This is a genomic window from Chryseobacterium binzhouense (assembly GCF_007474545.1).
Taxonomy (GTDB): Bacteria; Bacteroidota; Bacteroidia; order Flavobacteriales; family Weeksellaceae; genus Chryseobacterium; species Chryseobacterium binzhouense.
In genome coordinates this window covers 266,507-292,749 of record NZ_VKOG01000003.1, presented here as the reverse complement: position 1 = coordinate 292,749, position 26,243 = coordinate 266,507, and the positions used below count along the sequence as shown (strand labels likewise).

Sequence of the window (26,243 nt, the reverse complement as noted above, 5' to 3'; positions counted from 1 at the left end):
ATCCAAAAAAATGTTCATTAATCTAGCTCAAAATAAAAATCTTACACTTTTTAAGCTCATTTCTGAAGCTGCATCACAGAATAATCAGTCGGTTTATATTGTCGGAGGATATGTGCGTGATCTGCTTATGAAAAGAAAAGCTTCTACCGATATTGATTTTGTTACTGAGCAGAGCGGAATTGAACTTGCTCAAAATGTAGGAAAAGAAATTGATCCTAAAATGAAGGTTTCGGTCTTTAAAACTTACGGAACAGCGATGATCCGCTATAAAGATCTGGAACTTGAATTTGTTGGAGCCAGAAAGGAAAGCTATACTGAAAACAGCCGCAAGCCCGAAGTAGAAGGCGGAACAATTGAAGATGACCAGAAAAGACGTGATTTTACCATTAATGCAATGGCAATTTCACTTAACAAGAATAATTTTGGTGAATTGATTGATCCTTTCAACGGAATGGAAGATTTAAAGAATGGAATCTTGAAGACGCCGCTTGAGCCTGAACAAACCTATTCAGATGATCCGCTGAGAATGATGAGAGCCATCAGGTTTGCCTCTACTTTAGAATTTCAGATTGAAGAAAATTCGCTGAATGCCATCAAACAGGAAGCAGAAAGAATCAAAATTGTTTCTATGGAAAGAATTATGGTGGAATTTAATAAAATTATGCTTTCCAGAAAACCGTCTGTGGGGCTAAAATTAATGGCGGAAGTTGGCTTAATGAAAATTATTATCCCCGAACTGATTGATTTAAAAGGAGTAGAAGAAGTAGAAGGACAGACTCATAAAGATAATTTTTATCACACTCTGGAAGTTGTTGATAACATTTCTGAAAATACTGATAATCTGTGGCTGCGATGGTCTGCTTTGCTTCACGATATAGGAAAAGCGCCTACCAAAAAATTTGTGGAAGGAATAGGCTGGACTTTTCACGGGCATGAATTTTTAGGGTCAAAAATGGTAAAAAATCTTTTTCAGCGATTAAAACTGCCATTGGGAAATGATATGAAATATGTTCAGAAAATGGTGAAACTTTCTTCCAGACCCATAGCTCTGATTACAGATGATGCTTCAGATTCTGCATTGAGAAGACTGCTTTTTGATGCAGGTGAAGATATTGAAGATCTTTTTACGCTTTGCAAAGCTGACATTACCACCAAAAACTCCAGAAAACAGGAGAAATTTAAAAAGAATTTTGAATATGTTGCGGTAAAAATAAAAGAGGTTGAGGAAAAAGATCAGGTAAGAAATTTTCAGCCGCCTATTTCAGGTGAAGAAATTATGATGATGTTTAATCTGCAGCCGGGACGTGAAATTGGTATTTTAAAGGAGAAAGTAAAGGAAGCTATTCTGGAAGGTGAAATTGCCAATAACAGTGAAGAAGCCCGGAATTTTGTGATTTCAGAAGCTGGGAAGTTAGGTTTGAAATTAGCTTAGAAGTTTAGTCATAAAATAAATTCGGCGGCATCTTTGATGCCGCCGAACTTGTTAAAAGACGTTTTACAATTAGTTAGAATAAACTCCGTTTGCGCCCATTCCGACAGTAAATTTCTTGATTAAAGTTCCTGATGTGGTGTACACATTCATTTCACTTGCCTGAGAAAATCCTTTCACATCAGAAGTGAAAATTCTTCCGTCCATTACATTGAATCCGTATAAAGTATAATACTGTCCGCCGTCAACTGCTGTAATGATAGGAGCAGTAGGAGCAGCTGTTGCATTCAAATCCATAGAATAGATTTTGTTTGCTGAGCTGAAGAAGAATTTTCCACCATCAATCTGCAGATTGGTTGCATTGGGAATATTGGTCAATGTTATATTCTTTGTAATGGTACCTGCAGGGGAAATTTCATAAAGGTAAGAATTGGCAGTTCCTTCTGCAATTACATACACATTGTTGTTATAAGCAATTGTTTTGTTGATGTTTCCGTTGGGAACAGGGATAGGTGTGCCGTCAATTTCGTTGGTTGTGGTATTAATTTTAGTAAGTGTATTTCCAAAGCCGTAAGTGGCATTTTGCACGAAAATATTTCCACCTGCTGATACAACTCTTTCCGCAGTATCAGAAAACGTGATTTTTTTCACAAAAGACAGATCTGAAGTTTTATAAACACTTACATATTTAGCACCTAAATACTGATCATTAGAAACATACAGCATATTATTAGCAGCTGCCATGTAACGAGGCTGATTGATCTCGCTGGTAATAGTCCCGATTTTTTTGAATGTATAACGGTTGACAACCTGAATTTTATTGGAATTGTTCAATAATAAAAATGCTTTATCTCCGCTGACTACCATGGTTTGAAGAACGTCTCCCAGATTTTCGTTATTGTTGTTCGCTTTGTAAATGTCATTTTGAAGGAGATTCAGATCTTTTGTAACGAAACTAACTTCGGCATTCGGCTGTCCGTAATTTCCTTCATTAGTAATGAAATATCCGTTTTGGTAACTAATTTCGGTTATGGTTTCTTCGTATTCTGAGGTACAGGAAAGTGAAAAAAACAGTACGAACCCGCAAATAATCTGTAGTAATTTGTTAAATTTCATAAGTATATATTTTAAATATTTTAAAAATTAATTGTTGCATAAGCGCTGTAGTTTCTTTTAGGCATAAAATAATACGCTACCGTTTCGTAGATGGTATTGATAATATTATTCACTCTTAATCCTATAGTGTATTTTTTTGCTAATGTTGCCGAAGCTCCTGCATTCATTACAAAATATGGGTAGATTGCATATTTTTTACTTTCATCGGAAGTGGTGTAAGTCAGTCCGTTAAACAATCCCTGTGCGTATATTTTCACAAAATCATATTCATAATCAATATTGGCAGAAAACTTATGCAGCGGAACATACATGAGCTGTTTGTGTGTTTCCAAATCAGTAGATTTTGCGTAGATATATCCTGCGGTTAATCTTAATTGATGATGATTCAGTTTTTTTTGATACATCAATTGGGATTCTAAACCATAAGATTCTACTTTTTGAGTGTTAAATGCAGACCAATAACCAAAAGGTGTCGGAAGCCAGCGGATCATCTGGTCGATTTTCATGTAATACGGACTTACTTTCAGCGTAAAATCAAAGACTTTAAGCTCATGAGTCATATCAGTTTGAATGGAAGTTTCAGGTTTCAGGTTGAGGTTTCCGCCTTGTTCCCAGTATAAATCATTAAATGAGGGAAATCTGAAGTTTTTTGAAAAATTCATTGTAAGCCGATACCATTTGTTTGCATTCCATTTCCCTGAAAAAGAATATAAAAACGGCGAATTGATATCCTCTACAAAATCCTGCTTTGCACCAGCTTCAAAAGAAAATTTTGGTGAAATAAAATATCTTAATAATACCGCAGCAGAACCAACATTTCTGCTTACGTTTGCAATTCCTGATTTATATCCTTCTCCTTTGTTATGCTGAAATTCTCCAATAAAGTTAAGATTCAGTTTTGGGATGATATAGAAATTAAAATCATTTTTTACAATATAATTTTTCCCTGTTCCGCCGCTGGTTTCAGGGGCTTTTTCAATCCCGAAATATTGAAAATTTTCCTCAGTGTATGCTGCTTTCAGACTGTTGGATATTTTTTTGTGATTGAAATCCCAGGCAAGCAGACTTCTTACAGTCTGAGATTCATATTTTGTACGGTTTCCGTTATCTTCAAAAACCGGATAGTTCTGTACAGCGTTATACCATTGGCTTTGCCAAGAGACTGCATTTTTTTTGGAAATCCTGTATGAAGCTCCGATATTGAAGGTGGTATTGTAAAATTTCCCGTTTCGGTTGATATAATTTTCTTCCTCTACCTGATAATTGTTTTCGCTAATCAGATAATTTCCGGAAACTTTAAAACTAAATCGGTCATTGCTGAAAGATACTTTTGCCAGGTTATTATAGGTATCAAACGAGCCAAGTTCAGAATGAATCACTCCGTTAAATCCTTTGTTAAAACTCAGCTCATTATTAAGGTGAATACTTCCGCCAATAGCACCGCTTCCATAGATCACACTTCCGCCACCGGATTTTATTTCCAATTGGTCATATCCGAAAAGTGCAATATTGTTTACATCACCTTGTCCGAGAAACTGAGAATTGATATTGATTCCGTTCCATACAAATGCAGTCTGTTGTGCGGTAGTTCCTCTGAATGAAGGTGAGGAAACAGCTCCACGACCATTTTCTTTAATGTAAACTGGAGACTGAAATCGTAAAACTTCAGATAAATTAGAAGAGTTTTTTTGAATATCTGATGCAGTTAATGTAGTAACCTCATGAAAAAGTTTAGCCTTTTTCATCTGATTATCAAAAATGTAAACCGTATCAATTGGGGTTTCCTGACCGAAATACAGGTCCAGACAGAAAAACGCAGAAACGAAGACGAATGATTTCTTTAAACTCATAATACATTTGCCTTTCCTCCGAAAGCAATTCTTTTTATATTTAAATTCTGGCAGGTCTCCTGACTTTCGTTTTTCTGCACCTTCCCGTTGTACACAGTGGTTTTTTGCAGAAAATTTTTTATACGATTTACAGTTGCGGGGACAGTCTGGGATTTTCGCCCAATTCCCTCTTAGTTCCAATCTCTTGGAAACCAAAATTTTTGCAAAGATAAGTTTTTAAATGAATTTGGCAAATGAGGTAGTACACATATTAAAGAGTTTTTTGTTACAAAACATCTGTCAATAGAATATTTAGTACATTTATCATTTAATACTCTTTACCGCAGTTTAAAAAGTGTATAAATGACTTTGTCAGATTAAATAAATGATATAAAGCTTATTAATAAAAATTAAATTTCGTTTTATCAAATTAAATGATGAATAACTAAATCAATATCTATGGAAAATTATCTCGAAATCAATAAAAACTCATGGAATGCAAAGGTAGAAACGCACCTTCAATCTGATTTTTATTTTGTTGATGAATTTATAAAAGGACGTACTTCTTTAAATTCAATAGAACTGGAACTTTTAGATGATCTTAAAGGCAAATCTGTTTTGCATCTTCAATGTCATTTTGGACAGGATTCCATTTCACTTTCAAGAATGGGAGCAAAAGTCACGGCGGTAGATTTGTCTGATAAGGCCATTGAGGCAGGAATAAGTCTAGCTGAAAAATGCCATGAAAAAGTTGAATTTATTTGTTCTGATGTTTATGAATTACCCAATATTCTGCATGAAAAATTTGATGTTGTTTATACCAGCTACGGAACTATTGGTTGGCTGCCCGATCTTGAAAAATGGGCAAATGTGGTTTCGCATTTTTTGAAACCAGACGGACATTTTATCATGGCGGAGTTTCATCCTGTAGTTTGGATGTATGATGATGATTTTACAGAAGTATCTTATAATTATTTTAATGAAAAACCAATCTCAGAGACGTATGAGGGAACTTACGCAGATTTTTCTGCCGATATTGTTCAGGATTATGTAATGTGGAATCATTCTTTATCTGAAGTTTTACAGAATTTAATCAGCAAAAATTTAGAAATCAAAACTTTTAAGGAGTTCGACTGGTCTCCTTATCCTTGCTTCAAACATATTGAAGAATTTGAAAAAGGAAAATGGCGCACTAAAAGATTTGGAAATAAAATTCCTATGGTTTATTCTATTAAAGCACAAAAAAAGTCATCGTGATGATGACTTTCTTCGTATATGAATGTTTTGAATAATATATATGTCGCTTTTCTAAATGTTGGAAGCTGTATCTTCTACTTTTGTTTTAGCTTCATCCATTTTATTTTGTGCCTGAGAAACAACTTCATTGGCTTTATCTTTTAAATCATTTCCCCACTTGTTGATATTATCTTTCGCATTATTGATTTTGTCTTTTACAGCTTGTTGTTCTTCAGGAGTAGATTTTTTATACTTCCAGTAAGCTAATGCACCTAGTCCTAATAAAGCTAAAAGTCCGCTTGTTTTATTTCCCATGATTTCTGATTTTTAAAATGTTATAATATTAAATTTGTTAATAATAAGTATGTAAAATACGTGCCAAAAAACCAGAAGACAGTAATAAAAATATGTTAATTTTTATTCAAAAATCTCAAAATCAGTTCCGTCGAAACTTGCGAAAACCATTGTGGGATGAGAATCCTGATGAAAAATATTTCCGTTTTTATCAATTGCGATAGCACCTGCAAAACCGTCGATGAGCTTTAATTCGGAGAATGTTTTACCGAAAGCATCTTTTAAGCTTAAACCGTCTGTTACACGAGTTACTATTTTAGCTGCCGTTGCATTGCTTACAATATCTTCACCCACACCGGTACAGCTTACTGCACAAAATTCATTGGCATAATTTCCTGCTACAGTAGCAGAATCTGAAATTCTTCCGGGAATTTCAAAGCCTTTTCCGCCTGTTGAGGTTGCCACAGCAAGTCTGCCATCTTTATCCAAAGCTACACATCCAACAGTTCCTTTTCCGCCATTTTGCAGTTTTGCCTCATACTCGCTTCTGCGTTGTGGTATTTCTGTAGAAAAATTTTCAAAACCATGTTCGGAAGCATATTTTTTAGCTCCGATTCCTCCCAGGACTCTGTCTTCTTCTTTCATTAATTCCTGAGCAACAAAAACAGGATTTTTCACATCTTCAATATTGATAACACCGCTCATTTTCTGGGTGTTTCCGTCCATTAAGGCAGCACTCATTCTTATGATGCCGTCACTTTGAATCTGTGAGCCTATTCCTGCATTATACAGTTCGTCATCTTCTAAAAGCGAAACTGCAAAAGCAACTGTTTCTACAGCCGAATTATTTTTTAGATAGTTAAAAGATTTTTCAGCAATATCTTTCAAAGAGTTTTGCTTGGCGATTTTGGTATCCTTGCTTTGGTCGCTTTCGGAAAAAAATCCGCCGTGTATGATGATTTTCATAATGTAGTCTGATAAGATGATAATTGATAAGCTGTTATTAATCAATAATTGCTTTTAAGTTTGTGGAATCGGGTTAAACTGAGAATTTTCAATCGTTAATGTTTTTGTCTTCAGATCATAGTGATCATTCATAGACATTACATGAACGGTAAGATTATCAATTGAAATTGGCTCTCCAAGATTAATATTGGTAAGATTGGTATCTTTTATAAATCTTCCGTCAACAATGATCACAAGTCCGGATCCCACTGCAGTCATGACATCGTTATGAATAAAAAGACCCGTATCTTCCCCAAGACCAATTCCCAAAGTTCTCGGATTGCTTACGACAGCCTGAAAAAGCCGTCCTATTCTTCCTCTCTGAACAAAATGCGTATCAACGATGACATTATCAATAAGACCTAATCCCTGCGTTGTTTTTATTTCTCCTTTCAGCAAAGCTTCGGAACTACTTCCTTGGTATATCATGTTTTCAGAAGCTGCTGCTGCACCTGCGGAAGTTCCGGAGTAGATAAAATCCTGCTCCTGATATTTCAGCAAAATAGCATCGTGAAATCTTGTCCCGCCAAGAATAGAAGTCAGTCTGAGCTGATCACCGCCCGTAAACATTACCACATCTGCTGCGTTGGCTCTTGCTACAATAGCGTCAGAATTGGCTTCTTCACGGTTATGAATATCCAGAATATTTACATTCTTAGCTCCCAAAAATTCAAAAGCTTTCTTGTATTCTGCTCCTACAATTTGGGGAATCTGTGAAGCGGTAGTTATCACTTCAATAATAGAATTTTCTTTGTTTTTAGATTCAGTAATGATTTTTCTTAGAATTCCTCTTTCGAAAAAGTTAAGATTTTTTTCAACATTCTGATCGTAATCTGTTTCGGTAAAGCTGCCTTTATTCACCGCTCCGCCGATAATAATTAATTTTCCAACAGGTTTCATGCTTACAAAAGTAGAAAATTATTCATTGTTGATGAAATTTAATAAAGTTTTTTAAAGTAATTAGTTTGATTTTAAAGATCTTAACTATTAAATATTTTTTTTCATAAATCTTCAACGGTGGTGCGTATTTTTTTCATGTTTTGCATTATCTTTGATTTGAAATGATGTATTTATTAATTAGAAAAAATTATTTGAGCTAAACTATGAAAATTGAAAAAATACAGGCGCTTCGCGGTCCGAATATCTGGAGTATAAGAAGAAAAAAGCTGATCCAGATGAGACTGGATCTTGAGGAGATGGAAAATTTTCCTACCAATAAAATTGATGGTTTCAGAGAAAGAATAGAAAAGCTTCTGCCCTCGCTTATCAGCCATCGCTGTTCAGAAGGCGTTAAAGGCGGGTTTTTCCACAGAATAGAAACCGGAACATGGATGGGACATGTTATTGAACACATTGCTCTCGAAATTCAGACTCTTGCAGGAATGGATACCGGTTTTGGACGAACCCGAGAAACAAAAACTCCGGGTGTTTACAACGTTGTATTTGACTATATAGAAGAAAATGCCGGAATTTACGCAGCCGAACAGTCTGTTGCCATTGCCGAAGCTCTTATTGAAAATAGAGAATACGATATTAATGCCTGTATTCAAAAGCTTAAGGAAATCAGAGAACGTGTGAGATTGGGACCTTCTACAGGAAGTATCGTAGAAGAGGCAGTTTCCAGAAAAATTCCCTGGATAAGATTGGGAAGCAACTCATTGGTGCAATTAGGATACGGTGTTAATCAACAGCGTTTTCAGGCAACAATTACAGGGAAAACCAGTTCTATTGCTGTAGATATTGCGTGCAATAAAGAACTTACAAAAAGAATGCTTCATGATGCTGCTATACCTGTTCCGATGGGAGATTTGGTAATAGATGAGGACGGATTAAGAAATGTTATCAGAAAGATTGGTTTTCCTGTGGTGATCAAGCCTTTAGACGGCAATCACGGAAAAGGGTCTTCTATTAATGTAAATGATTTTGACTCTGCATTAATTGGTCTGGAGCATGCTCAGAAATATTCTAAAAAAGTAATTGTAGAAAAATATATTACAGGCTACGATTTCAGAGTTTTGGTCATCAACAACAAAATGGTGGCTGCCGCAAGAAGAGTTCCTGCTCATGTAGTAGGAGATGGTGAGTCTAATATTCAAATCCTTATTGATAAAGAAAATCAGGATCCTAGAAGGGGATATGGTCATGAAAATGTCCTAACGGAAATCAATGTTGATAAAGACACGCTGGAATTACTGGAAAAGCTTCAGTATACGCTGGAAACAGTTCCTCAAAAAGGAGAGGTCGTTTATCTGAAATCCACAGCGAATCTTTCTACAGGCGGAACTTCTATTGATGTAACCGACATGGTACATCCTGAAAATATCACAATGGCAGAAAGGATCTCGAAAATTATCGGGCTTGATGTATGTGGAATTGACATCATGGCGGAAAATCTGACGCAGCCATTGAAAGAAAGCGGCGGTGCTATTATTGAAGTTAATGCGGCACCCGGTTTCAGAATGCACCTTGCTCCGAGCGAAGGACTGCCAAGAAATGTCGCTGCTCCTGTTGTTGATATGCTTTATCCGCCGGGAAGACCTTTTACTATTCCTATTATTGCAGTAACGGGAACTAACGGAAAAACAACCACAACCCGACTTATTGCCCATATCGTTAAAAGTAACGGCTACAGAGTAGGATTCACAACTTCTGACGGAATTTACATACAGAATACGATGCTGACAAAAGGAGATACAACTGGTCCTATTTCAGCTGAATTTATTTTAAAAGATCCAACGGTGGAATTTGCTGTCCTGGAAACTGCAAGAGGAGGGATTCTTCGTTCGGGCTTAGGTTTCGGACAATGTGATATCGGTGTATTAACCAATATTAAAGAAGATCATTTAGGAATGAATGATATTCACAATCTTAAAGATCTTACAAGGGTAAAAAGGGTAGTGCTTGACAGCGTGAAGAAAAACGGATGGAGTGTAATGAATGCTGATGATGAATATTCTATGCGGATCATCAATGACTTACCGAGTCAAGTGGCTATTTTTAGTCTGGACGAAAATAATGAGCATATCAAAAAATTTGCAAAAGAGGGAAGGACTACCTGTGTTTATGAAGAAGGTTTTGTGACCATCAAAAAAGGTGACTGGAAAATAAGAATCGGAAAGGCTAAAGATTTTCCTATTACAATGGAAGGTAAGGCTAAATTCATGATTTCTAATATTTTAGCAGCGAGTTTAGCATGTTATCTGTATGGTTTTGGAATTGAGGATATTTCCAACTCTCTGCGCACTTTTATTCCCAGTGCACAGCTTACACCCGGAAGACTGAATGTTTTTAAATTTAAAAACTTTAAAGTTTTAATTGATTTTGCCCATAATCCTGCAGGTTATGAAGCTATTGAAGATTATCTGAAAAATGTAGAGTCAACTAAAAAGATAGGAATCATTTCCGGAGTGGGTGACAGAAGAGATGAAGACATTAAACTTTGCGGAAAAATTGCCGGAAGAATGTTTGATTATATCATCATCCGTAACGAAAAACATCTGCGCGGAAGAACGGAAGATGAGATCAACGGTCTGATTATAGACGGTATTCAGCAATCAGGTCGAGATGTAAGCTATGAGATTATTCCAAAAGAAATTGAAGCACTAAAACATGCAATGAGTATGGCTGAAGAAGGAACTTTCATCACCGCGTTGAGTGATGTTATTTCGAATGCTATTGATCTGGTACAGGATTATCAGGCAAGAGAATTGCTTGAAGATGGCAAGATTTAATTAAAAATAAAAGAAGTTAAAATTTTCGGCGGCATCGAAGATGCCGCCGAAATTTATTTTCAACATATGATTATTCTTCAGCAAAAAAAGCATTAGAACTTCCGATCCAGATAGCGTCTTTTTTATTGAAATCTACATTTACCATTGCTGCTTTCGTCATTCTTCCGAGATTTTCCAAAAGAACAGGGCGGTCTTCATTTTCTCTCCAAATGTACAATAAACGGATTTCAGCTTTTGAAAATTCACCGTTGATGTCTTCAAAAATCGGTTCGTAGTTTACTTTTCTTTGTAAGATGTAATTTTCTTTATCCTCAATAGCATCAGTAATTTCTGTTGTCGGATTTAGATTGACTCCGCTTCCTGCAAATGAAAATAGAGGTTTCAATACAAAATTTTCAAGATTTTCAGTTTTCGGAAACTCATGCAGAAAGTAACTTTTCGGTACAAACTGATGATTAAGCATGGGTAAAAGAAATTTTGAAATTTTGAAAAACCAGTTAGGATGGGTGATCCACTTTACATCTGCCTCTTCACGAAAATCAAATTCTATTTTAAGATCCGGAATCTTGTCCAGTTCATCAAAAATTACACGGTTATAAATACGTTTGATCTCAGTTTTCTTTCCTTCATTTTCGTAGAAAAGTTTTTTGCCTTCTTTTTTTACTTTAGTAAGGCAAACCGTTTTGATTCCTAAAAGTTTTTCAGTTAAAACAAAATCAATCAATGTTTTTTGTTTTTCAGGAAAAATTTCAAGTAAAATAACATTTTCGGGATTTTCGTCTCCGATGATTAATTCTGTTAAATGTTGTTTCAGTTCTTCCGAAGTCATTTTGTTTTTAATTTCGGAAAGAAAAGGGTAGACTTCACAAAGAGTATCTTCAAAAATTTTCTGAAAAGCATACAAAGAAGGGAAAGCCTGAAGTTCTATCAATTGAGGCTCAATCTTACCATTCTCGCTTCTGCAGATTCCAAAATCTATGGTGAAAAAATGGGGTTGTCTGGTGTCATTCGGTACTTTGCAGTTCTCGGGAATTGCTTTTTCCAGAATACCTTCACGGAGATTTTTGATTTGGTCGATAATGCTTTCGCTAGCATCCAGAAGTTTGGCTTCAAATTCTTTCGTTAGAAAAAGAGGGCTTTCTGACAGCCGAAATCCTGATTCGATCCCGCTTTTTTCTTTAATTAAATTTTTTACCTTTTCGTATTTTTCCTGAGAAAATTCCTGATTAAACTGTTTTCTGTATTTTGAAATCATATTCTTTTTCTTTTTTGTGATTTAAAAAATCGAGCAGTTATGCTCGATTTTCATTGTTTATTTTTAATTTGTTCAGACTAAAGCTTCATTTTTTTTTAAAATATTCTTTTTTGCTGAACGTAAAAATCTCGGTAAAATCTGAGCCTGTGTTAAGACAATCTTATCTTCATCATTCATCCGGTCAACCGTCTCAAGATATTTTTCCATTCCGTAGTTTTCAATCATCGCTTCTTTATTTTTTTCATCCTTGAGATTTTCAATCATTCCAGAAGGGTTTGCTTCAGGATGGAATTGGGTTCCGAAAATCTCATCAGAAAAACGAACTGCCATTACCGCTCTTTCCAGATTGATATGCGGTCTGAATTTTTCAATCGCAACAATCTGCATTCCCAGTTCTTCAAAACGGTCTGCATCCGGTTCTATAAACTGATATGCTCTGGAATCTACTGCATAGAAAGGATCCGGAAGGTTTTTAAATAAAAACTCGTTTTTACCTTCTTCGGTTTTATGAACGGGCATCACGCCAAAGGAATAAGATTTTCTTTTGCAGATATTGCCCAATTTCCAATGAATACTTGCCAATTGAAAAGAATGACAAATCAGGAAAAGATATTTTTTGTTTTCGTTTTGAAGATTATGATTATACACAGCATCCAGAAAATCTGCAAACTGATCTTCCCATTCATGACCTTCTCTGTGAGGGTTTCCTGGACCTCCCGAAGAAATAAATATGTCAAAATCTTCTATTGCCGGAATTTCATTTTTGTATCTTACATCAAAAGTCCGGATGGAAATTTCTTCTTTTGACTCTTGCTTAAAAGCTTCCGAAATTTCTTTAATATTTCTAAATCCTTGATTGACATGGTTGTTGTTCATATCCAGCAACGCAATTCTTACCTCTGTCATAATTTTAAAATTTAGGCAAAGTTATTAAAAAATTACAAAGCATTTTCGCTGTGAGTGATTCCGTATTCTGTTTCAGAAATCATATAATCAACTACTTTTTTCAGATCTCCTGTTTCCTGATATACTTTAAGCTGTCTGTCGGCTCCTGTTCCGTTTTCCAGTATTTTCCATGCGTATTCTACTTCTTTTCTGCACCCTAGATCATCTACTACATCATCAATAAACTCAAGAAGTTCTTTCAGCAGATCAGGATAAGGTACAGATTCTTCTTTACCAAAATCTATAAGTTTAGAATGAATACCATCCTTGGAAGCGCGCCATTTGTTTTCATTCAGAAGCAGTCTTCTGTAGCTTCGGAAGCTTAAGTTTTGCTGGTGAAGTTTGTAAATTTTTGCGACAAGACTCTGCATGATGGCAGCAAGACATACGGTTTCCTCAATTCTTAAAGGCATATCGCAGATTCTGAACTCAATGGTTGGATAAAAAGGGTGAACTCTCAGATCCCACCAGATTTTTTTGGCGTTATCAATAGTTCCGGTTTTTACCAAAAGATCTACATAGCTGTCAAACTCAGCCAAAGAGTTGAAAAAACTTGGAATACCCGTTCTTGGAAATTTCACAAAAATTTCCTGACGGTAAGATTTAAATCCCGTATTTCTTCCGATCCAGAAAGGTGAATTTACTGAAAGTGCATAGACATGAGGAAGAAAATAACGCATAACATTCTGAATTCTCACCCCTTCTTCACGATTTGGAATCCCAATGTGAACATGCAACCCGAAAATTAGGTTTCCTCTCGCCACATCACCCATATCATCAACAATTTTATTATATCTTTCGCCATTGGTAATTGTATTGTGTTCCCAATTGGAAAAAGGATGGGTTCCACCTCCTGATACACGCAGTCCCTGTTCGTGTGCAGTTTTAATGAGATGCCTCCTCAGGTTGGTAAGCTCAGCTGTTGCCTCCTGAATATTCTGGCAGATTCCGGTTTCCATCTCAATCATAGATTCGTGCATTTCATGCTTTAAGTTTTCACTTAAAACAGATTTTCCGCCCTCAATGATTTTCGAAACATGAGATATTAAATCGCGGCTTTCAACATCAATAATCTGATATTCTTCCTCGATTCCGATAGTAAACTGATGCATTTTTGTGCTTTTTTTATGGTCTGATTGAATTATTTAACTGAGTTTTTTACAAATGTTCCCCAAGAGATATTGGGTTTTCCCGGAACATATTCTTTAGCTTTTTCAATAGCTAATTTAGCAGCATGCTCTACAATCCATGCGAAATTTTCTTCTCCTACAGAATTTTTGTCAGCATCCGGAGCAGGATTGCAGAAATCAATCGCGTAAGGAATGCCGTCTCTCACAGCAAATTCTACAGTATTGAAATCATATCCTAAAGCCTGATTCATTTTTATGGTATAATCATGTATCGTTTTCAACAGTTTTTTTAAATCCTCACCTTCTGTCTGGTGGGTTGTAGCATATCTCAAATGATGCGGATTTCTTGGTTCGTAAGGCATAATATGAACGTATTTCTGTCCGAGACAGTATACTCTGTAATAATCCTGAAATACGATTTCTTCCTGAACCATCATTACCAGTTGCTCGGTTTCGCTAAGTTTTTCCCAAAGATCTTCAGGATTTTCCACTCTATAGAAGCTTTTCCAGCCTCCGCCATCATGCGGCTTCATATACGCCGGAAATCCTACGTAATTAAAAATATAATCCCAGTCATGAGGAAATTTCAGATTTCTGAAAGATGTTTCTGAAGTGTTGGTCGGTCTTTCATGGGAAGGCAGCAATACTGTTTTAGGTAACGGAATTCCCAGTTTTGACATTAATGCATTATTGAAAAACTTTTCGTCTGCGCTCCACCAAAAAGGATTATTGATCACATAGGTTCCGTGGAGCGCTGCGTTTTTAAGGTATGCTCTGTAAAAAGGAACATCCTGAGAAATCCTGTCGATAATAACTGCATATCCGTAATCTGCGCCTTGTTCAAGTTTATCAATATTTACGGGTTCTGCAATGATTTCTCCGCCACCCATTTCGTTCACTTTATCAATAAATGCCCAGGGAAAAGTATCTTCCATTCCGAATAATATTCCTACTTTCTTTGCCATAATTTTTTATTTTTAATGTTTTTATTTTAGTTTATTTTTAAGAGAAAAAAGCTTCTATATAATTAGGGAAAGTCATTCTCCATAAAGGCCAGTCGTGGTTGATCCATTTTTTTTCATCATACCAGAAATCTATTCCTTTTGAAGCTAAAATTTCCGCCATTTCAATATTTTTATCTTTACAGATGTCTTCGTCTGAAGTGCTTAGAACAATATGCATATGTTTGTATTTCCATGCTTCATCATTTTTTACAAATTCGCGCGGACAATTAAAATAAACCAGCTCATCAGAATATCCGTCCATAAAGTTCCTGATGCTGAAAGCACCCGAAAGACAGAATAAGTGCGACACAACATCAGGAAATCTGAATGCGAAATTAGCCGCATGATAACCACCAAAGCTTGCTCCTGCAACGGCAACTCTGTGTGTCTGATGGAGTTTCTGGATATAAGGAACAAACTCCTGTATTAAGAACTGTACATATTTTTCATAATTTCTTATTCTCTGCTGTGGAGATATTTTTTCGTCATAAAAACTCCATGCATCAATGGTTTGAATGTTATAAAGTTTTACTTTCCCTTGTTCTACAAAATAATTGATGCTGCTGTTAAGGTGAAAGTCATGGTTTTGGGTATATTGTCCCTGTGAAGTCGGAAACATGATGATCGGATAGCCGTAATGTCCCGTAACTTCAACTTTCAGACTTGTTCCAAGGATGTGGGAATAATAATCAGTGTGTTCTATTTTTGGCATATATAGTTTTAATAATATTTGATTTTTAATAACGACAGAATATATTGAAGTACTAAAAAATAATTTTAGTAACTTCTAACTTCTAACTTGTTAGCTTGTCGGTTTGTCTTTAGGGGGGATAATATTAAGAAGTTCCGCATGAATTTTCTCTGCAGTAGTATCCAGTCTTTCCTGAACGATATTGGCATCGTTAGATTTGTATACGATCCCGACATGATAATCAATAGGGATAAATTTTACGGCTTCTTCACATTCAAAGTCCTTATAGTTCGGAGATATATCTTTGATTAAGGCAACAATCAAACCGGAATAATAGCCTGTAGGTTTAGCTACTTCGTAATCTTTTCCTTTAAGGAGGGCATCTTCTATTTTTGCCCATTCACGCCAGATATTGATGTTGCTTGAAGCTTCCACAAGATCTGGAATATGTGCTCCGCCTACACGGGACGAAGTCTCAAGGAAATACCATTTTCCGTTTTCTTTACTACGGATAAACTCGGTGTGAGTAGCTCCGTTTTGCAGTCCGAAACTTGATAAAACTTTAGCATTAACTTCGTCCAAAGCCTTAAATTCTTCTGAATATCTTCCTAAGGTTTTAGTTCTGAAAACTCCGCCTTCATGTGAAACCTGCATAGGTGGAGCAAGATATTTTGAAGCTGAAGTAAATACTGTTTTTTTGTTAAAAGTAAGGCTGTCAACATGATAAACATCACCGGGTTTAAAACTTTCTAAAAGAAACAAATGTCTTTCTTCTCCTAGTTCGTCCAATGCTGTCCATAGCTCCTCCTGATTTTTTAATTTTTTAATTCCTGATGCAGAAGCTTCAGATCTTGGCTTTAAAACCCATGGAGCGGGGACTGTTTCAGTAAAATCTCTTACTTCCTGATCATTGAAAATAGCCGTAAACTCAGGAACATTAATTCCCGAATCTTTTGCTTTTTGGCGCATAGCAAGCTTATCTCTGAAATAACGGTGAGTAGTCTGTCCCATTCCCGGAATCCGGAAAGTTTCCCTCACTAAAGCTGCTTTTTCCACATCATAATCATCCAGTGCAATAACAGCATCTATTTTGCGGCTTTTCATCAGATGAGAAAAGCCTTGTACAAGATGATCAAGATTCCATACTGAAGGTTTTATTTCGGGCATATAGAAAACTTCATCTATTGCATGCCACGGCCAGTTTTTTTCTTTTAAATTTTCGGATGTTATCAGGATAATTTTATTGCCGAGATTTTTCATTTCGTCCATAAAATCGTATCCTTTATAATAGCACGAAATACATACGATAGTTTTCTCCTTCATATAGTGATTTTTAAATTTTGTTAAATTTTAAAAAATAAAAGCTTTTATTTATTGATTATTTAATACTAAATTTTAATAATCACTGAGCTTTTGAAAATTTACTAATCAATTATACAGAGAAATTTTGAAAAAAACTAATTTTTAATGATAATTTTCAATTAAATCGGCTAATAATTGCACTCCGTAGCCTGTTGCAGCCTTTTCTTTTGCATATCCTACATTTCCGAAAGCAACTCCGGCGATGTCAAGATGCGCCCAGTTGGGATGATTTTCTATAAATTGCTCTAAAAATTTTGCTGCGACAATACAATCTCCGATAGGTTTCATTGAAATATTTTTAAAATCTGCAACATCTGATTTGAAATCATCCATCCAAATATCCCAAAGCGGCAGATTCCAAAGTCTTTGGTTGGTTTTATCTCCACTTTTGATCAGAAGGCTTTTTAGGTCATCATTATTAGAAAACATTGCGCCACAAGTATCGCCAAACATTCTTACGGAACTTCCGGTAAGCGTTGCCAAATCAATCAGAACATCAGTTTTGTAATTTTTAACCATATATGACAATCCGTCTGCTAATGTCATTCTGCCTTCTGCATCGGTGTTAAGGACTTCAATTGTTTTACCGTTGTAAGCGGTAATTACATCACTTGGAAGATATGAGTTTTCTGAAACCGCATTATCGGTGATCGGTAAAATAGCTGTAATATTGACGGGAAGCTGCATTTTTGAAGCGTAGATCAATGCTCCTATTACGGCTGTTGCGCCGCCCATATCGGATTTCATGTAATGCATATTGTCAGAAGGTTTAATAGAGATTCCTCCCGTGTCAAATAATACACATTTCCCAACCAGCCCGAAAGTTTTTGCATTTTTTTCTGAAGATTTGTATTCCAGAATAGTAAAGGCGGCATCATAAGCACTTCCCTGATTTACGGCCAAAAAAGCTCCTAGACCAAGTTCTTTACATTTTTTTCTATTGAATACGGTATATTTCAGGTTATTTTTTGCTGCTATATTTTTTAGATAATCGCTAAGTGCTTCAGGCTTTTTAAAATTAGCAGGTTTGTTGAGCCAGTCCTGACAAGCAAACTGACCTTCACAGATTGCAAGTGTTTTTTCTGAAATTTTATCTAGTTTTTTCTGACTCAAGTTTCCGAAATGCAACTCAAAAGAGTCGTTCCAAACGGGATGGGTTTTTTGAAAAGGAAAGGAATAAGTTCCTAAATAAAGTCCTTTGATGAATTCTGCAGCCTGTTTTTCTGAAATGAAATCTGCGCACAAAAGTGTGGAAACAGGTTGAATATTATTTTTTTGTGATTGAGAAAACTTCAAGCCTGCTTGCTGAAACTCAAAATTTTTAAGATCCTCCTTTCCTAATCCAATGAAGTAAGTAACACTGTCTTTACTGGTTTGGACGAAAATTTCATTTTTTTTCCCCGAAAAAAAAAGTGCTGTATTATTATTGTATTTTTTTGAATTACTGCTCCATGATTCTTCAGTAAAAAGCTGGAATATCTGATTGTAATGCTTGTTTATCTTATTGTATAATTTCATTTTTTAGTTATTTTAGTATTTCTTGCTGATGAGGTTTTACTTCTACAGGATTTTCTGTATTATTATAGAAAAGCCATTCTACGGCTCTCGGAAACTCCTGTGACCAGAAAAATTCGCTGTGTGAACCATCGGGATTGATGCTTGTTTTAAATTCAAAATCAAAAAGATTTTTTTCTTCCCATTTTTTAAGATAATTTTCAAAGATTTTGATTCTTTTTACCATTTTCGATCCTTCCTGCTCACCTCCATAAAGATAAATTTTTGTCTTGTAGGGAGTTCTGAAATTCATCATCGGGAAATTATTATTAGGCTCTACCCAAAGCGAAGGTGAGAAAATCAGCAGTTTAGAGTAAACTTCAGGATAAAGAAATCCGCTGTAAATACTGATAAGTCCACCTAAAGAACTTCCGCCGATTCCTGTATTGTCACGATCTTTTTTTGTGCGGTAATGCTGATCTACAAAAGGTTTCAACGTGTCGGTAATAAACCGGATGTATTTCTTTCCTTCAGAACCATTGGCAACATGGTCATTGTCAAAAATATATTCTTTTATACGGTCTTCGCTGCCATGTTCTACGGCAATTACGATGAGATCACCTCTTCCGTATTCAGAGAGAATGGAAAGTTTTTTGTCAATTTCCCAATTTCCGTAAGGGCTGCCTTCATTAAACAAATTTTGAGCATCCTGAAGGTATAGAACTGGATATTTTTTTTCTGATACATAATAATCATATGGTAAAAGCGCCCAGACTTTACGGTATCGATCCAGTTGCGGAATATAAAATTCTTCAGAAATAACTTCAACAATAGGAAAAAACTCATCTTTAAAAGGTCCCCAGTTGAGCCTCCATTTTTCTACAAAATCTGTAGTTTCATTGTCTGTTTTGTTTACTTTTCTGTTTGTTGTGATGTTTCCGTATTTGTCCAGTTCCACATTTTCCCATCCTCCTTTGGTAAATTTATAATCAATAATTTCAGGGAGTCTTTCATTATCTATTTCAATACAGAAAGTGTTGTCTTCCGTTTTTTTCAGCTGATAATCATAATCTTTGGGATTCCAGTTGTTGAAATTTCCGGTTATGAAAACAGGTCTTGCATCATTTTCAGCAGTTGTGAGTATAAACTTCATCTCGTGTTTTATCTGTTATAAACTTATAAAAGTATAAATTTTTTTTAAATAAATGCTTTTAAAATTGACTTAAAAACACATGGGTAAAACTAAAATTTTGTATATATTTGATTGTTATCGCATGATTTTGGAAGATATGATGTTGTGCAGAATGTAAAAACCAATTATGATGAATTTTGTTAAACCTTTTACCCTTTTTACAGATCAGGATATTTATCTCTTTAAAGAAGGTAAACATTATAAACTCTACGAAAAATTCGGGTCGCACTCGGTAGAAAGAGAAGGTGTAAAAGGAGTTTATTTTTCAGTTTGGGCTCCGAATGCTAAAAAAGTTTCTGTTGTAGGCAATTTTAATAACTGGAATCACCGTGAGCATATTCTGTTCCCGAGATGGGACGAATCTGGTATTTGGGAAGGTTTTATTCCTGCGCTAACATGGGGAACGCTGTACAAATATGCGATAGAACATCAGGGGAAAATATTAGAAAAAAGTGATCCTTATGCACTGAGCTGGGAGCAGAACCTACAGGCAGCTTCTATGGTTTCTACCAATTGGTATGAATGGAATGACGCTGAATGGATGGAAAAACGCTGGAAAAAAAACAGTATGGAGTCGCCAATTTCTGTTTACGAAATGCATCTGGGTTCGTGGCTTAGAAACGAAGATAATCCGGAAAAATTTCTTAACTACCGGGATATTGCTTCAAAACTTGTTCCGTATATTAAAGAAATGGGTTTTACTCATGTTGAGTTTATGCCGGTGATGGAATATCCTTATGATCCGAGTTGGGGATATCAGATTACGGGTTTTTTCGCTGCCACTTCACGGTTTGGTTCTCCACAGGATTTAATGTTTTTAATTGATGAGCTTCACAGAAATGATATTGGAGTAATCTTAGATTGGGTGCCTTCACATTTTCCGGGCGATGCCAATGGTTTGCACAGATTCGACGGTTCTTACCTTTATGAGCATGAAGATCCAAGAAAGGGCTTTCATCCCGACTGGAAATCATATATTTTTAATTACGGACGAAATGAGGTAAAATCTTTTCTTATTTCTAATGCGGTTTTCTGGCTGGATCGTTATCATGCAGACGGACTCCGTGTAGATGCTGTAACTTCTATGCTGCATCTGGATTATTCTCGAAATGAAGGAGAATGGGAGCCCAATATTTTTGGAGGAAATGTGAATCTTGAAGCTAAAACTTTCCTGCAGGAATTCAATACTGCTGTTTATAAAGAGTTTGGGAATAATATCATGACTATTGCAGAAGAAAGTTCAGATTTTCCGCTGCTTACAAAACCTGTTCATGATGGCGGAGTCGGTTTTGGCATGAAATGGATGATGGGCTGGATGCACGATACACTTTTTTATTTTAAAGAAGATCCCATCAACAGAAAACACCACCATCATAAGCTTACTTTTTCGTCTATGTACATGTATAACGAAAATTACATGATTCCTCTTTCTCATGATGAGGTAGTGCACGGAAAAGCGAGTCTGATTTACAAAATGAAAGGTGATGAATGGCAGAAATTTGCCAATCTTCGCGCTTTGTATGTATACATGTTTACGCATCCGGGAGCTAAGCTTCTATTTATGGGCGATGAATTTGGGCAGACCAGCGAATGGAATTTTAAACAAAGTCTGGATTGGCATTTACTGGAATATCCTGTTCATAAAGGTCTGCAGACATTGGTGAAAGATATCAACCATTTGTATCGAAATGAAACTGCTTTGTTTGAAAATCAGTTTAAAACCGATGGTTTTGAGTGGATAGAAGCAGACGATACGGATCGTTCTGTTTTTATTTATTTAAGAAAGGGAAAAAAAAGGGATGATGTTTTGATGATTGTTCTTAACCTCACCCCGCTGGTTTTAGATTATACTATCGGAGTTAATAGCGGAACATCGTGGGAGGTGATTCTGAATTCTGATGACAAAAAATATGGCGGCAGCGGTGTAGATGCCCATATTTTTAGGGAGAATCATGAACTCTGGATGAATAGAAATCAATCAATATCTATTAACCTTCCGCCTTTGGCAGGAATTGTTTTGAAACAGAAAAAAGATAAAAAGTATAAATTAAACAGAATTAAACAGCATAAAAAATAAAAATGACAATATTTCATCTCAGCACAGAATGTTATCCTGTTGCTAAAGTGGGTGGACTTGCAGACGTTGTAGGAGCACTTCCAAAATATCAGAACAAAATAAAAGATATTGATGCAAAGGTGGTAATGCCTTGGTATAACAAACATTTTGTTTATGATTATGATTTTGAAACTGTTTTTGACGGATTCATTCACCAGGGACCTAATATGCTGCAGGTTCAGGTCTTGAAAGAGCGTACAAATGTTTTAGGATTTGAACTGTATATGGTGAAGGTCCCGGGATTGCTTGACCGTGAAAATCCATACGGTTATCAAGATGAAAATTTTCAGTTTCTGGCTTTTCAGCATGGAATTCTGCATTGGCTTTCTGCTATGAAAATTCGTCCCGATGTATTGCATTGTCATGATTATCACACAGGTCTGGTTCCGTTTATGATAGAAAACTGTCGCGAGTTCGATTTTCTGAAGGGGGTAAAAACTATCGGAACCATTCACAATGGAGAATATCAGGGAATGATGAGTTGGGAAATGGCAAGGTATATGCCTTCTTTTGATCAATATAAATGGGGACTTTTAGACTGGAATGGTTTAATTTGTCCTTTAGCAAGCATGATTAAATGCTGTCATGCTTTTACGGCGGTTTCTGAAGGTTATCTTGAAGAGCTTTTTGTAAGCTTCAGGGGATTAGAAAGTCTTGTAAGAGAAGAGTTTTCAAAAGCTTTCGGGATTATCAACGGGATTGATACCGATGTCTGGAATCCGCAGAGTGATCCGATGATTGATTTTAATTTTAATATTAAAAATGCACTTAAAATTAAAAGAAAAAACAAAGAAAAACTTTGTAATGAATATGGTCTTAATCCTAACCTTCCCCTTTTTGCATTTATCGGAAGGTTTGCTACCGAAAAAGGGGCAGATTTACTTCCGGATGTAATATGGCGAAGCATCAAGCAAACTTTTGGAGGTTTAAATATTATCGTATTGGGTTCTGGGAATCCTTATCTGGAACAGCAGCTCAAAGAATTAGATTCCGTTTACTCTAATTTTGCATCAGATATTGGCTATAAAGAATATCTTTCCCATAAAATATACGCTTCGGCAGATTTTTTGTTGATGCCTTCACGGGTAGAACCTTGCGGACTCAATCAAATGTACGCCATGAGATACGGAACCGTTCCTGTTGTAAGTTATACAGGAGGTTTGAGAGATACGGTAAAAGATATTTCTACAGGAGGTTCAGGGCTTAATTTCACTTATCCGGGAGTAGATGATATTGTTCATGCGATGAGCAGAGGTCTTCAGATTTACAAAGACAAAACAAAAATGGATGAATTGGTAATTTCTAACATGAAATTTGATTTTGCATGGGAGAAATCAGCAGAAAAATATATAGCTTTATATAAAAACTAAAACAAATTAATGAGTTCCCGACTTTTGTCTGTTACTGCATTTTTACTTTTATCCAAAGGATTGATGGCTCAGAATCATAATAATATGATGCGCACCATGCAGCATCAAAACCGTATGATGATAATTAATGAAGAACAGAGAAGATTTAACAGGTTTTTGGCTTCACAGCCACTGATGGCTTCGGAAAAACTGTTGAAATTTTACAATAAATATTTGGATAACCTGAATGAGAAATCAGCCAAAGTCCAGTCAGAATTATCAGAACTGAAAATACAGTATGAAAAATCTAAAGAGAAAAAAATACTGAACCAAATAGAAAAGAAAGAACAAAAGCTGGAAAGCCTTAACAAAAGCAAAAAGCTAGCAGAGGACGAAATAGAAAAGCTTGAAGCAAAAAAATTACCGGAAAACTAATAAATAATAATAAACCATTTAATAGATTTTAAATCTAGAAGTAAACCACAAATAATTTATGAACCGAAATGTTATTTCAATTGTTTTAGGAGGTGGGAGAGGAACCAGACTTTTTCCATTAACGTATACGAGATCAAAACCTGCTGTGCCGATTGCGGGAAAATACAGATTGGTAGATATTCCAATTTCCAACTGCTTAAATTCAGGATTAAATAAAATTCTTGTATTGACACAGTTTAATTCGGCATCGTTAAATTCACATATCAAAAATTCTTATCATTTTGATATTTTCAGCAAAGGTTTTGTGGATATTCTGGCTGCTGAGCAGAATGTTGACAGCGACAGCTGGTTTCAGGGAACTGCGGATGCCGTAAGGCAGTCTATGAAACATTTGGAAAAGTACGATTATGAATATATTTTGATTCTTTCGGGAGATCAGTTATATCAGATGGATTTCAGAGAAATGCTGGATTTCCATATTGAAAAAGGAGGAGATGTAACGATTGCAACGATTCCCGTAAATGCTAAAGATGCAACTGGCTTCGGAATTTTAAAATCTGATGATGAAGGGAATATCACTTCATTTATAGAGAAGCCTGGCTTCGATTCACTAAATGGTCTTCAGTCTGAAGTTTCTGAAAACAACAGAATGCAGGGTAAGGAATATCTTGCTTCGATGGGGATTTATATTTTCACCAAATCCATTCTCAAGAAAATGTTTGAAGAAGGAGCTGGTGATGATTTCGGAAAAGATATTATCCCGAGCTCTATAGGGAAATATACAACTTTGAGCTACCAATACGAAGGTTACTGGACAGACATCGGAACCATTGAATCTTTCTACGAAGCCAATCTGGATCTTTGTCAGGATTTTCCGCAGTTTAATCTGTTTTCTTCCTCGCCAATTTTTACCCGTGCCAGAATGCTTCCGCCTTCTAAGGTAAATGGTTCTTACGTAAGTAAAGCGGTTTTTGGTGATGGCTGTATAATTTTGGCAGATAAAATAGAAAATTCTGTAATAGGAAACCGTACAAGAATTGATAAAGGAAGTACAATTGTTAATTCGTACATCATGGGAGCCGATTTTTATCAGAATACAACGGAAATTATCAATAACGACAAGAAAGGTCTTCCTAATATGGGAATCGGAAAATACTGTTATATTGAAAAAGCAATTTTAGATAAAAACTGCTATATTGGTGACAATGTAAGAATCATTGGCGGAAAACACCTGCAGGATGGTGATTATGGAACGCATTCTGTGCAGGACGGAATTGTTGTTGTGAAAAAAGGAGCGGTACTAACTCCGGGAACACATATAGGATAAAGGCAGGAAGCTTAATGCTGAAGGCTGGGTGCTGTGAGAAATAATGATTTTAGTTTATTATTAAAAATTTTACAGTCGGATCTTAAACATCTAATATCAAATTTCTATCACCCAACAAAAATAAAAACAAGAGTGATCATATATTGGTCACTTTTTTTATTTGTATTACTTTTGTGCGATGCGTTTTATCAAAATTACAACGGTTATTATAGCTTTGCTGATAGGAGTTTATGCAGCTTCTATGTATTTTTTTGTGGATGAAAGCAAGAAATTTACGATTGAAAAAGAAATTGATTTTCCATTGGAAAAAGTTTTTAATCAGTTTGATAATCTTCAGAATTTCACCCGCTGGAACAATTTTTTTGCAAGCTCAAAAAATATCGTAATAGATTATTATCTCCCTTATGAGGGACAGGGAAGTGCAATAAGCTACAATGATCCTACAAGTAAAGACGGAGGTGAAATGTTTATCAGATATTCAAATCCTAATAAGACTTTGAGGTATCAGCTTTTTGAAGATGAAGACGAAAATCCAACATTGATAGATGTTAAATTTACTCCGATTTCCACCGAAAAAACAAAAATAACCTGGTTTGTGCATACTCCAAAACTGCCGCTTTTGTCAAGAGCTCAGAATTTTTGGACAGAAGATAAATTTGCCGATAATATTGATAAAAGTATGCTCAACTTAAAGAATGTTCTGAGCAATAAAGTTGAAAAAGACAATATGCTTGCTACCATCAAATACGACAGTGTGATGGTGGAAAAAGAAGATGAAAAAATGATTCTGGGTGTCAATGTCAGTACTTCAAACAAAAAAGATGCTTTGTATAAAAACATCGTCATGAATTTTAATAAAGTCAACAACTTTGTGACGATGGATCTTGGTAAGAAAAATGATGAAATAGGGTATCCTGTTCTCATTACAGATGCAGACAATTTCAAAGATAAGGAGGTTTCTTATTTTCTGGGCATCCCGTTGTCTAAAAAAATCGGAATCACCGACAATAACTTCAGTTTCAGATCTGTAAGTCCAACCCAAAATTATGTGATTTATTATAAAGGATCTTATGAAGGAAGAATAAAAGCGATCCAGCAGCTCATTCAGCAGGCTAAGAAAGACGAGATGAGATTTGGTGATGTGTATCAGACTTTTATAGAATCTCCATCCGAAGGAAATGCGGTCAATATGAAACTTTCATTATCGGTTTACAAATAAAATCCAGACAAAAAAATTCAATATTATTTTTGTCATTCCCAAGTCGGTTTTTTTTATTAAATTTGAGGATTAATACGTTAAACA

At 35.6% G+C, this 26,243-nt stretch carries 21 protein-coding genes and 1 riboswitch; of the genes, 8 read left to right on the top strand and 13 right to left on the bottom strand.

Features of this window, described 5'->3' with window-relative positions; translation table 11 throughout:
* Positions 1–10 precede the first annotated feature (10 nt).
* On the top strand, positions 11–1,432 hold the full coding sequence (locus tag FNE73_RS09980) for a CCA tRNA nucleotidyltransferase (RefSeq protein ID WP_143884465.1): 1,422 nt from the start codon (positions 11–13) through the stop codon (positions 1,430–1,432).
* A 69-nt stretch (positions 1,433–1,501) separates the two neighbouring features.
* Here FNE73_RS09980 and FNE73_RS09975 read toward each other — a convergent pair whose 3' ends face one another.
* Both FNE73_RS09975 and FNE73_RS09970 read right to left on the bottom strand, forming a co-directional pair.
* Positions 1,502–2,545 (bottom strand): YncE family protein, encoded by a 1,044-nt coding sequence (locus FNE73_RS09975; protein WP_143884464.1) that lies wholly within the window; start codon positions 2,543–2,545, stop codon positions 1,502–1,504.
* Positions 2,546–2,565: 20 nt separating this feature from the next.
* Positions 2,566–4,395, bottom strand: coding sequence for a TonB-dependent receptor plug domain-containing protein (locus tag FNE73_RS09970; protein WP_143884463.1), 1,830 nt, complete (start codon positions 4,393–4,395; stop codon positions 2,566–2,568).
* 32 nt (positions 4,396–4,427) lie between these two features.
* Positions 4,428–4,606: riboswitch (cobalamin riboswitch) on the bottom strand.
* A gap of 227 nt (positions 4,607–4,833) precedes the next feature.
* On the opposite strand from FNE73_RS09970, the gene FNE73_RS09965 reads away from it, so the two are divergent.
* Positions 4,834–5,631 carry a class I SAM-dependent methyltransferase gene (locus FNE73_RS09965; RefSeq protein ID WP_185147329.1) on the top strand — a complete coding sequence of 266 codons (798 nt, stop codon included), beginning with the start codon at positions 4,834–4,836 and terminating at the stop codon, positions 5,629–5,631.
* A 51-nt stretch (positions 5,632–5,682) separates the two neighbouring features.
* Here FNE73_RS09965 and FNE73_RS09960 read toward each other — a convergent pair whose 3' ends face one another.
* The 3 genes from FNE73_RS09960 to FNE73_RS09950 all read right to left on the bottom strand — a co-directional run bounded on the left by FNE73_RS09960 (position 5,683) and on the right by FNE73_RS09950 (position 7,809).
* Positions 5,683–5,925 (bottom strand): YtxH domain-containing protein, encoded by a 243-nt coding sequence (locus tag FNE73_RS09960; protein ID WP_143884461.1) that lies wholly within the window; start codon positions 5,923–5,925, stop codon positions 5,683–5,685.
* A 102-nt stretch (positions 5,926–6,027) separates the two neighbouring features.
* The gene (locus tag FNE73_RS09955; RefSeq protein ID WP_143884460.1) at positions 6,028–6,870 is read right to left on the bottom strand and encodes an isoaspartyl peptidase/L-asparaginase; all 843 of its coding nucleotides are present in this window, start codon (positions 6,868–6,870) and stop codon (positions 6,028–6,030) included.
* Between the two features lie 54 nt (positions 6,871–6,924).
* The gene (locus FNE73_RS09950; protein WP_143884459.1) at positions 6,925–7,809 is read right to left on the bottom strand and encodes a cyanophycinase; all 885 of its coding nucleotides are present in this window, start codon (positions 7,807–7,809) and stop codon (positions 6,925–6,927) included.
* A 203-nt stretch (positions 7,810–8,012) separates the two neighbouring features.
* On the opposite strand from FNE73_RS09950, the gene cphA reads away from it, so the two are divergent.
* Entirely contained in the window at positions 8,013–10,640 is a 2,628-nt protein-coding gene (gene cphA, locus FNE73_RS09945; RefSeq protein ID WP_143884458.1) for a cyanophycin synthetase, read from the top strand.
* Positions 10,641–10,710: 70 nt separating this feature from the next.
* Here cphA and FNE73_RS09940 read toward each other — a convergent pair whose 3' ends face one another.
* From FNE73_RS09940 to FNE73_RS09905, 8 genes are all read right to left on the bottom strand, one after another.
* Positions 10,711–11,895, bottom strand: coding sequence for a hypothetical protein (locus tag FNE73_RS09940; RefSeq protein WP_143884457.1), 1,185 nt, complete (start codon positions 11,893–11,895; stop codon positions 10,711–10,713).
* Positions 11,896–11,967: 72 nt separating this feature from the next.
* Positions 11,968–12,801, bottom strand: coding sequence for a type 1 glutamine amidotransferase (locus FNE73_RS09935; RefSeq protein ID WP_185147328.1), 834 nt, complete (start codon positions 12,799–12,801; stop codon positions 11,968–11,970).
* A 32-nt stretch (positions 12,802–12,833) separates the two neighbouring features.
* A complete protein-coding gene (locus FNE73_RS09930) occupies positions 12,834–13,952 on the bottom strand; it encodes a carboxylate-amine ligase (protein WP_143884455.1) in 1,119 nt (372 codons plus the stop codon).
* A 29-nt stretch (positions 13,953–13,981) separates the two neighbouring features.
* Positions 13,982–14,935, bottom strand: coding sequence for an ATP-grasp domain-containing protein (locus tag FNE73_RS09925; protein ID WP_143884454.1), 954 nt, complete (start codon positions 14,933–14,935; stop codon positions 13,982–13,984).
* Positions 14,936–14,972: 37 nt separating this feature from the next.
* Complete coding sequence (locus tag FNE73_RS09920; RefSeq protein ID WP_143884453.1) at positions 14,973–15,686, bottom strand: alpha/beta hydrolase-fold protein; 714 nt, start codon at positions 15,684–15,686, stop codon at positions 14,973–14,975.
* A gap of 90 nt (positions 15,687–15,776) precedes the next feature.
* On the bottom strand, positions 15,777–16,988 hold the full coding sequence (locus FNE73_RS09915; protein ID WP_143884452.1) for an ATP-grasp domain-containing protein: 1,212 nt from the start codon (positions 16,986–16,988) through the stop codon (positions 15,777–15,779).
* 141 nt (positions 16,989–17,129) lie between these two features.
* The gene (locus FNE73_RS09910) at positions 17,130–18,545 is read right to left on the bottom strand and encodes a M17 family metallopeptidase (RefSeq protein ID WP_143884451.1); all 1,416 of its coding nucleotides are present in this window, start codon (positions 18,543–18,545) and stop codon (positions 17,130–17,132) included.
* A gap of 7 nt (positions 18,546–18,552) precedes the next feature.
* Positions 18,553–19,674, bottom strand: coding sequence for an alpha/beta hydrolase (locus tag FNE73_RS09905; protein WP_143884450.1), 1,122 nt, complete (start codon positions 19,672–19,674; stop codon positions 18,553–18,555).
* 169 nt (positions 19,675–19,843) lie between these two features.
* On the opposite strand from FNE73_RS09905, the gene glgB reads away from it, so the two are divergent.
* The 5 genes from glgB to FNE73_RS09880 all read left to right on the top strand — a co-directional run bounded on the left by glgB (position 19,844) and on the right by FNE73_RS09880 (position 26,159).
* Positions 19,844–21,790 (top strand): 1,4-alpha-glucan branching protein GlgB, encoded by a 1,947-nt coding sequence (gene glgB / locus FNE73_RS09900; protein ID WP_228430013.1) that lies wholly within the window; start codon positions 19,844–19,846, stop codon positions 21,788–21,790.
* 2 nt (positions 21,791–21,792) lie between these two features.
* Positions 21,793–23,199, top strand: a complete 1,407-nt coding sequence (locus FNE73_RS09895) for a glycogen synthase (RefSeq protein ID WP_143884448.1) — start codon at positions 21,793–21,795, stop codon at positions 23,197–23,199.
* A 9-nt stretch (positions 23,200–23,208) separates the two neighbouring features.
* Positions 23,209–23,613, top strand: a complete 405-nt coding sequence (locus tag FNE73_RS09890; protein ID WP_143884447.1) for an aminoacyltransferase — start codon at positions 23,209–23,211, stop codon at positions 23,611–23,613.
* A gap of 58 nt (positions 23,614–23,671) precedes the next feature.
* Complete coding sequence (locus FNE73_RS09885) at positions 23,672–24,940, top strand: glucose-1-phosphate adenylyltransferase (RefSeq protein ID WP_143884446.1); 1,269 nt, start codon at positions 23,672–23,674, stop codon at positions 24,938–24,940.
* 178 nt (positions 24,941–25,118) lie between these two features.
* On the top strand, positions 25,119–26,159 hold the full coding sequence (locus FNE73_RS09880; RefSeq protein ID WP_143884445.1) for an SRPBCC family protein: 1,041 nt from the start codon (positions 25,119–25,121) through the stop codon (positions 26,157–26,159).
* Positions 26,160–26,243 lie beyond the last annotated feature (84 nt).

Coding starts and splice junctions, on each gene's coding strand:
- FNE73_RS09880 (WP_143884445.1), top strand. CDS start 25,119: ATGCGTTTTATCAAAATTACAACGGTTATTATAGCTTTGCTGATAGGA.
- FNE73_RS09935 (WP_185147328.1), bottom strand. CDS start 12,801: ATGACAGAGGTAAGAATTGCGTTGCTGGATATGAACAACAACCATGTC.
- FNE73_RS09920 (WP_143884453.1), bottom strand. CDS start 15,686: ATGCCAAAAATAGAACACACTGATTATTATTCCCACATCCTTGGAACA.
- FNE73_RS09910 (WP_143884451.1), bottom strand. CDS start 18,545: ATGAAATTATACAATAAGATAAACAAGCATTACAATCAGATATTCCAG.
- FNE73_RS09925 (WP_143884454.1), bottom strand. CDS start 14,935: ATGGCAAAGAAAGTAGGAATATTATTCGGAATGGAAGATACTTTTCCC.
- FNE73_RS09940 (WP_143884457.1), bottom strand. CDS start 11,895: ATGATTTCAAAATACAGAAAACAGTTTAATCAGGAATTTTCTCAGGAA.
- FNE73_RS09975 (WP_143884464.1), bottom strand. CDS start 2,545: ATGAAATTTAACAAATTACTACAGATTATTTGCGGGTTCGTACTGTTT.
- FNE73_RS09965 (WP_185147329.1), top strand. CDS start 4,834: ATGGAAAATTATCTCGAAATCAATAAAAACTCATGGAATGCAAAGGTA.
- FNE73_RS09905 (WP_143884450.1), bottom strand. CDS start 19,674: ATGAAGTTTATACTCACAACTGCTGAAAATGATGCAAGACCTGTTTTC.
- FNE73_RS09885 (WP_143884446.1), top strand. CDS start 23,672: ATGAACCGAAATGTTATTTCAATTGTTTTAGGAGGTGGGAGAGGAACC.
- cphA (WP_143884458.1), top strand. CDS start 8,013: ATGAAAATTGAAAAAATACAGGCGCTTCGCGGTCCGAATATCTGGAGT.
- FNE73_RS09980 (WP_143884465.1), top strand. CDS start 11: ATGTTCATTAATCTAGCTCAAAATAAAAATCTTACACTTTTTAAGCTC.
- FNE73_RS09895 (WP_143884448.1), top strand. CDS start 21,793: ATGACAATATTTCATCTCAGCACAGAATGTTATCCTGTTGCTAAAGTG.
- glgB (WP_228430013.1), top strand. CDS start 19,844: ATGAATTTTGTTAAACCTTTTACCCTTTTTACAGATCAGGATATTTAT.
- FNE73_RS09955 (WP_143884460.1), bottom strand. CDS start 6,870: ATGAAAATCATCATACACGGCGGATTTTTTTCCGAAAGCGACCAAAGC.
- FNE73_RS09970 (WP_143884463.1), bottom strand. CDS start 4,395: ATGAGTTTAAAGAAATCATTCGTCTTCGTTTCTGCGTTTTTCTGTCTG.
- FNE73_RS09960 (WP_143884461.1), bottom strand. CDS start 5,925: ATGGGAAATAAAACAAGCGGACTTTTAGCTTTATTAGGACTAGGTGCA.
- FNE73_RS09890 (WP_143884447.1), top strand. CDS start 23,209: ATGAGTTCCCGACTTTTGTCTGTTACTGCATTTTTACTTTTATCCAAA.
- FNE73_RS09950 (WP_143884459.1), bottom strand. CDS start 7,809: ATGAAACCTGTTGGAAAATTAATTATTATCGGCGGAGCGGTGAATAAA.
- FNE73_RS09915 (WP_143884452.1), bottom strand. CDS start 16,988: ATGAAGGAGAAAACTATCGTATGTATTTCGTGCTATTATAAAGGATAC.
- FNE73_RS09930 (WP_143884455.1), bottom strand. CDS start 13,952: ATGCATCAGTTTACTATCGGAATCGAGGAAGAATATCAGATTATTGAT.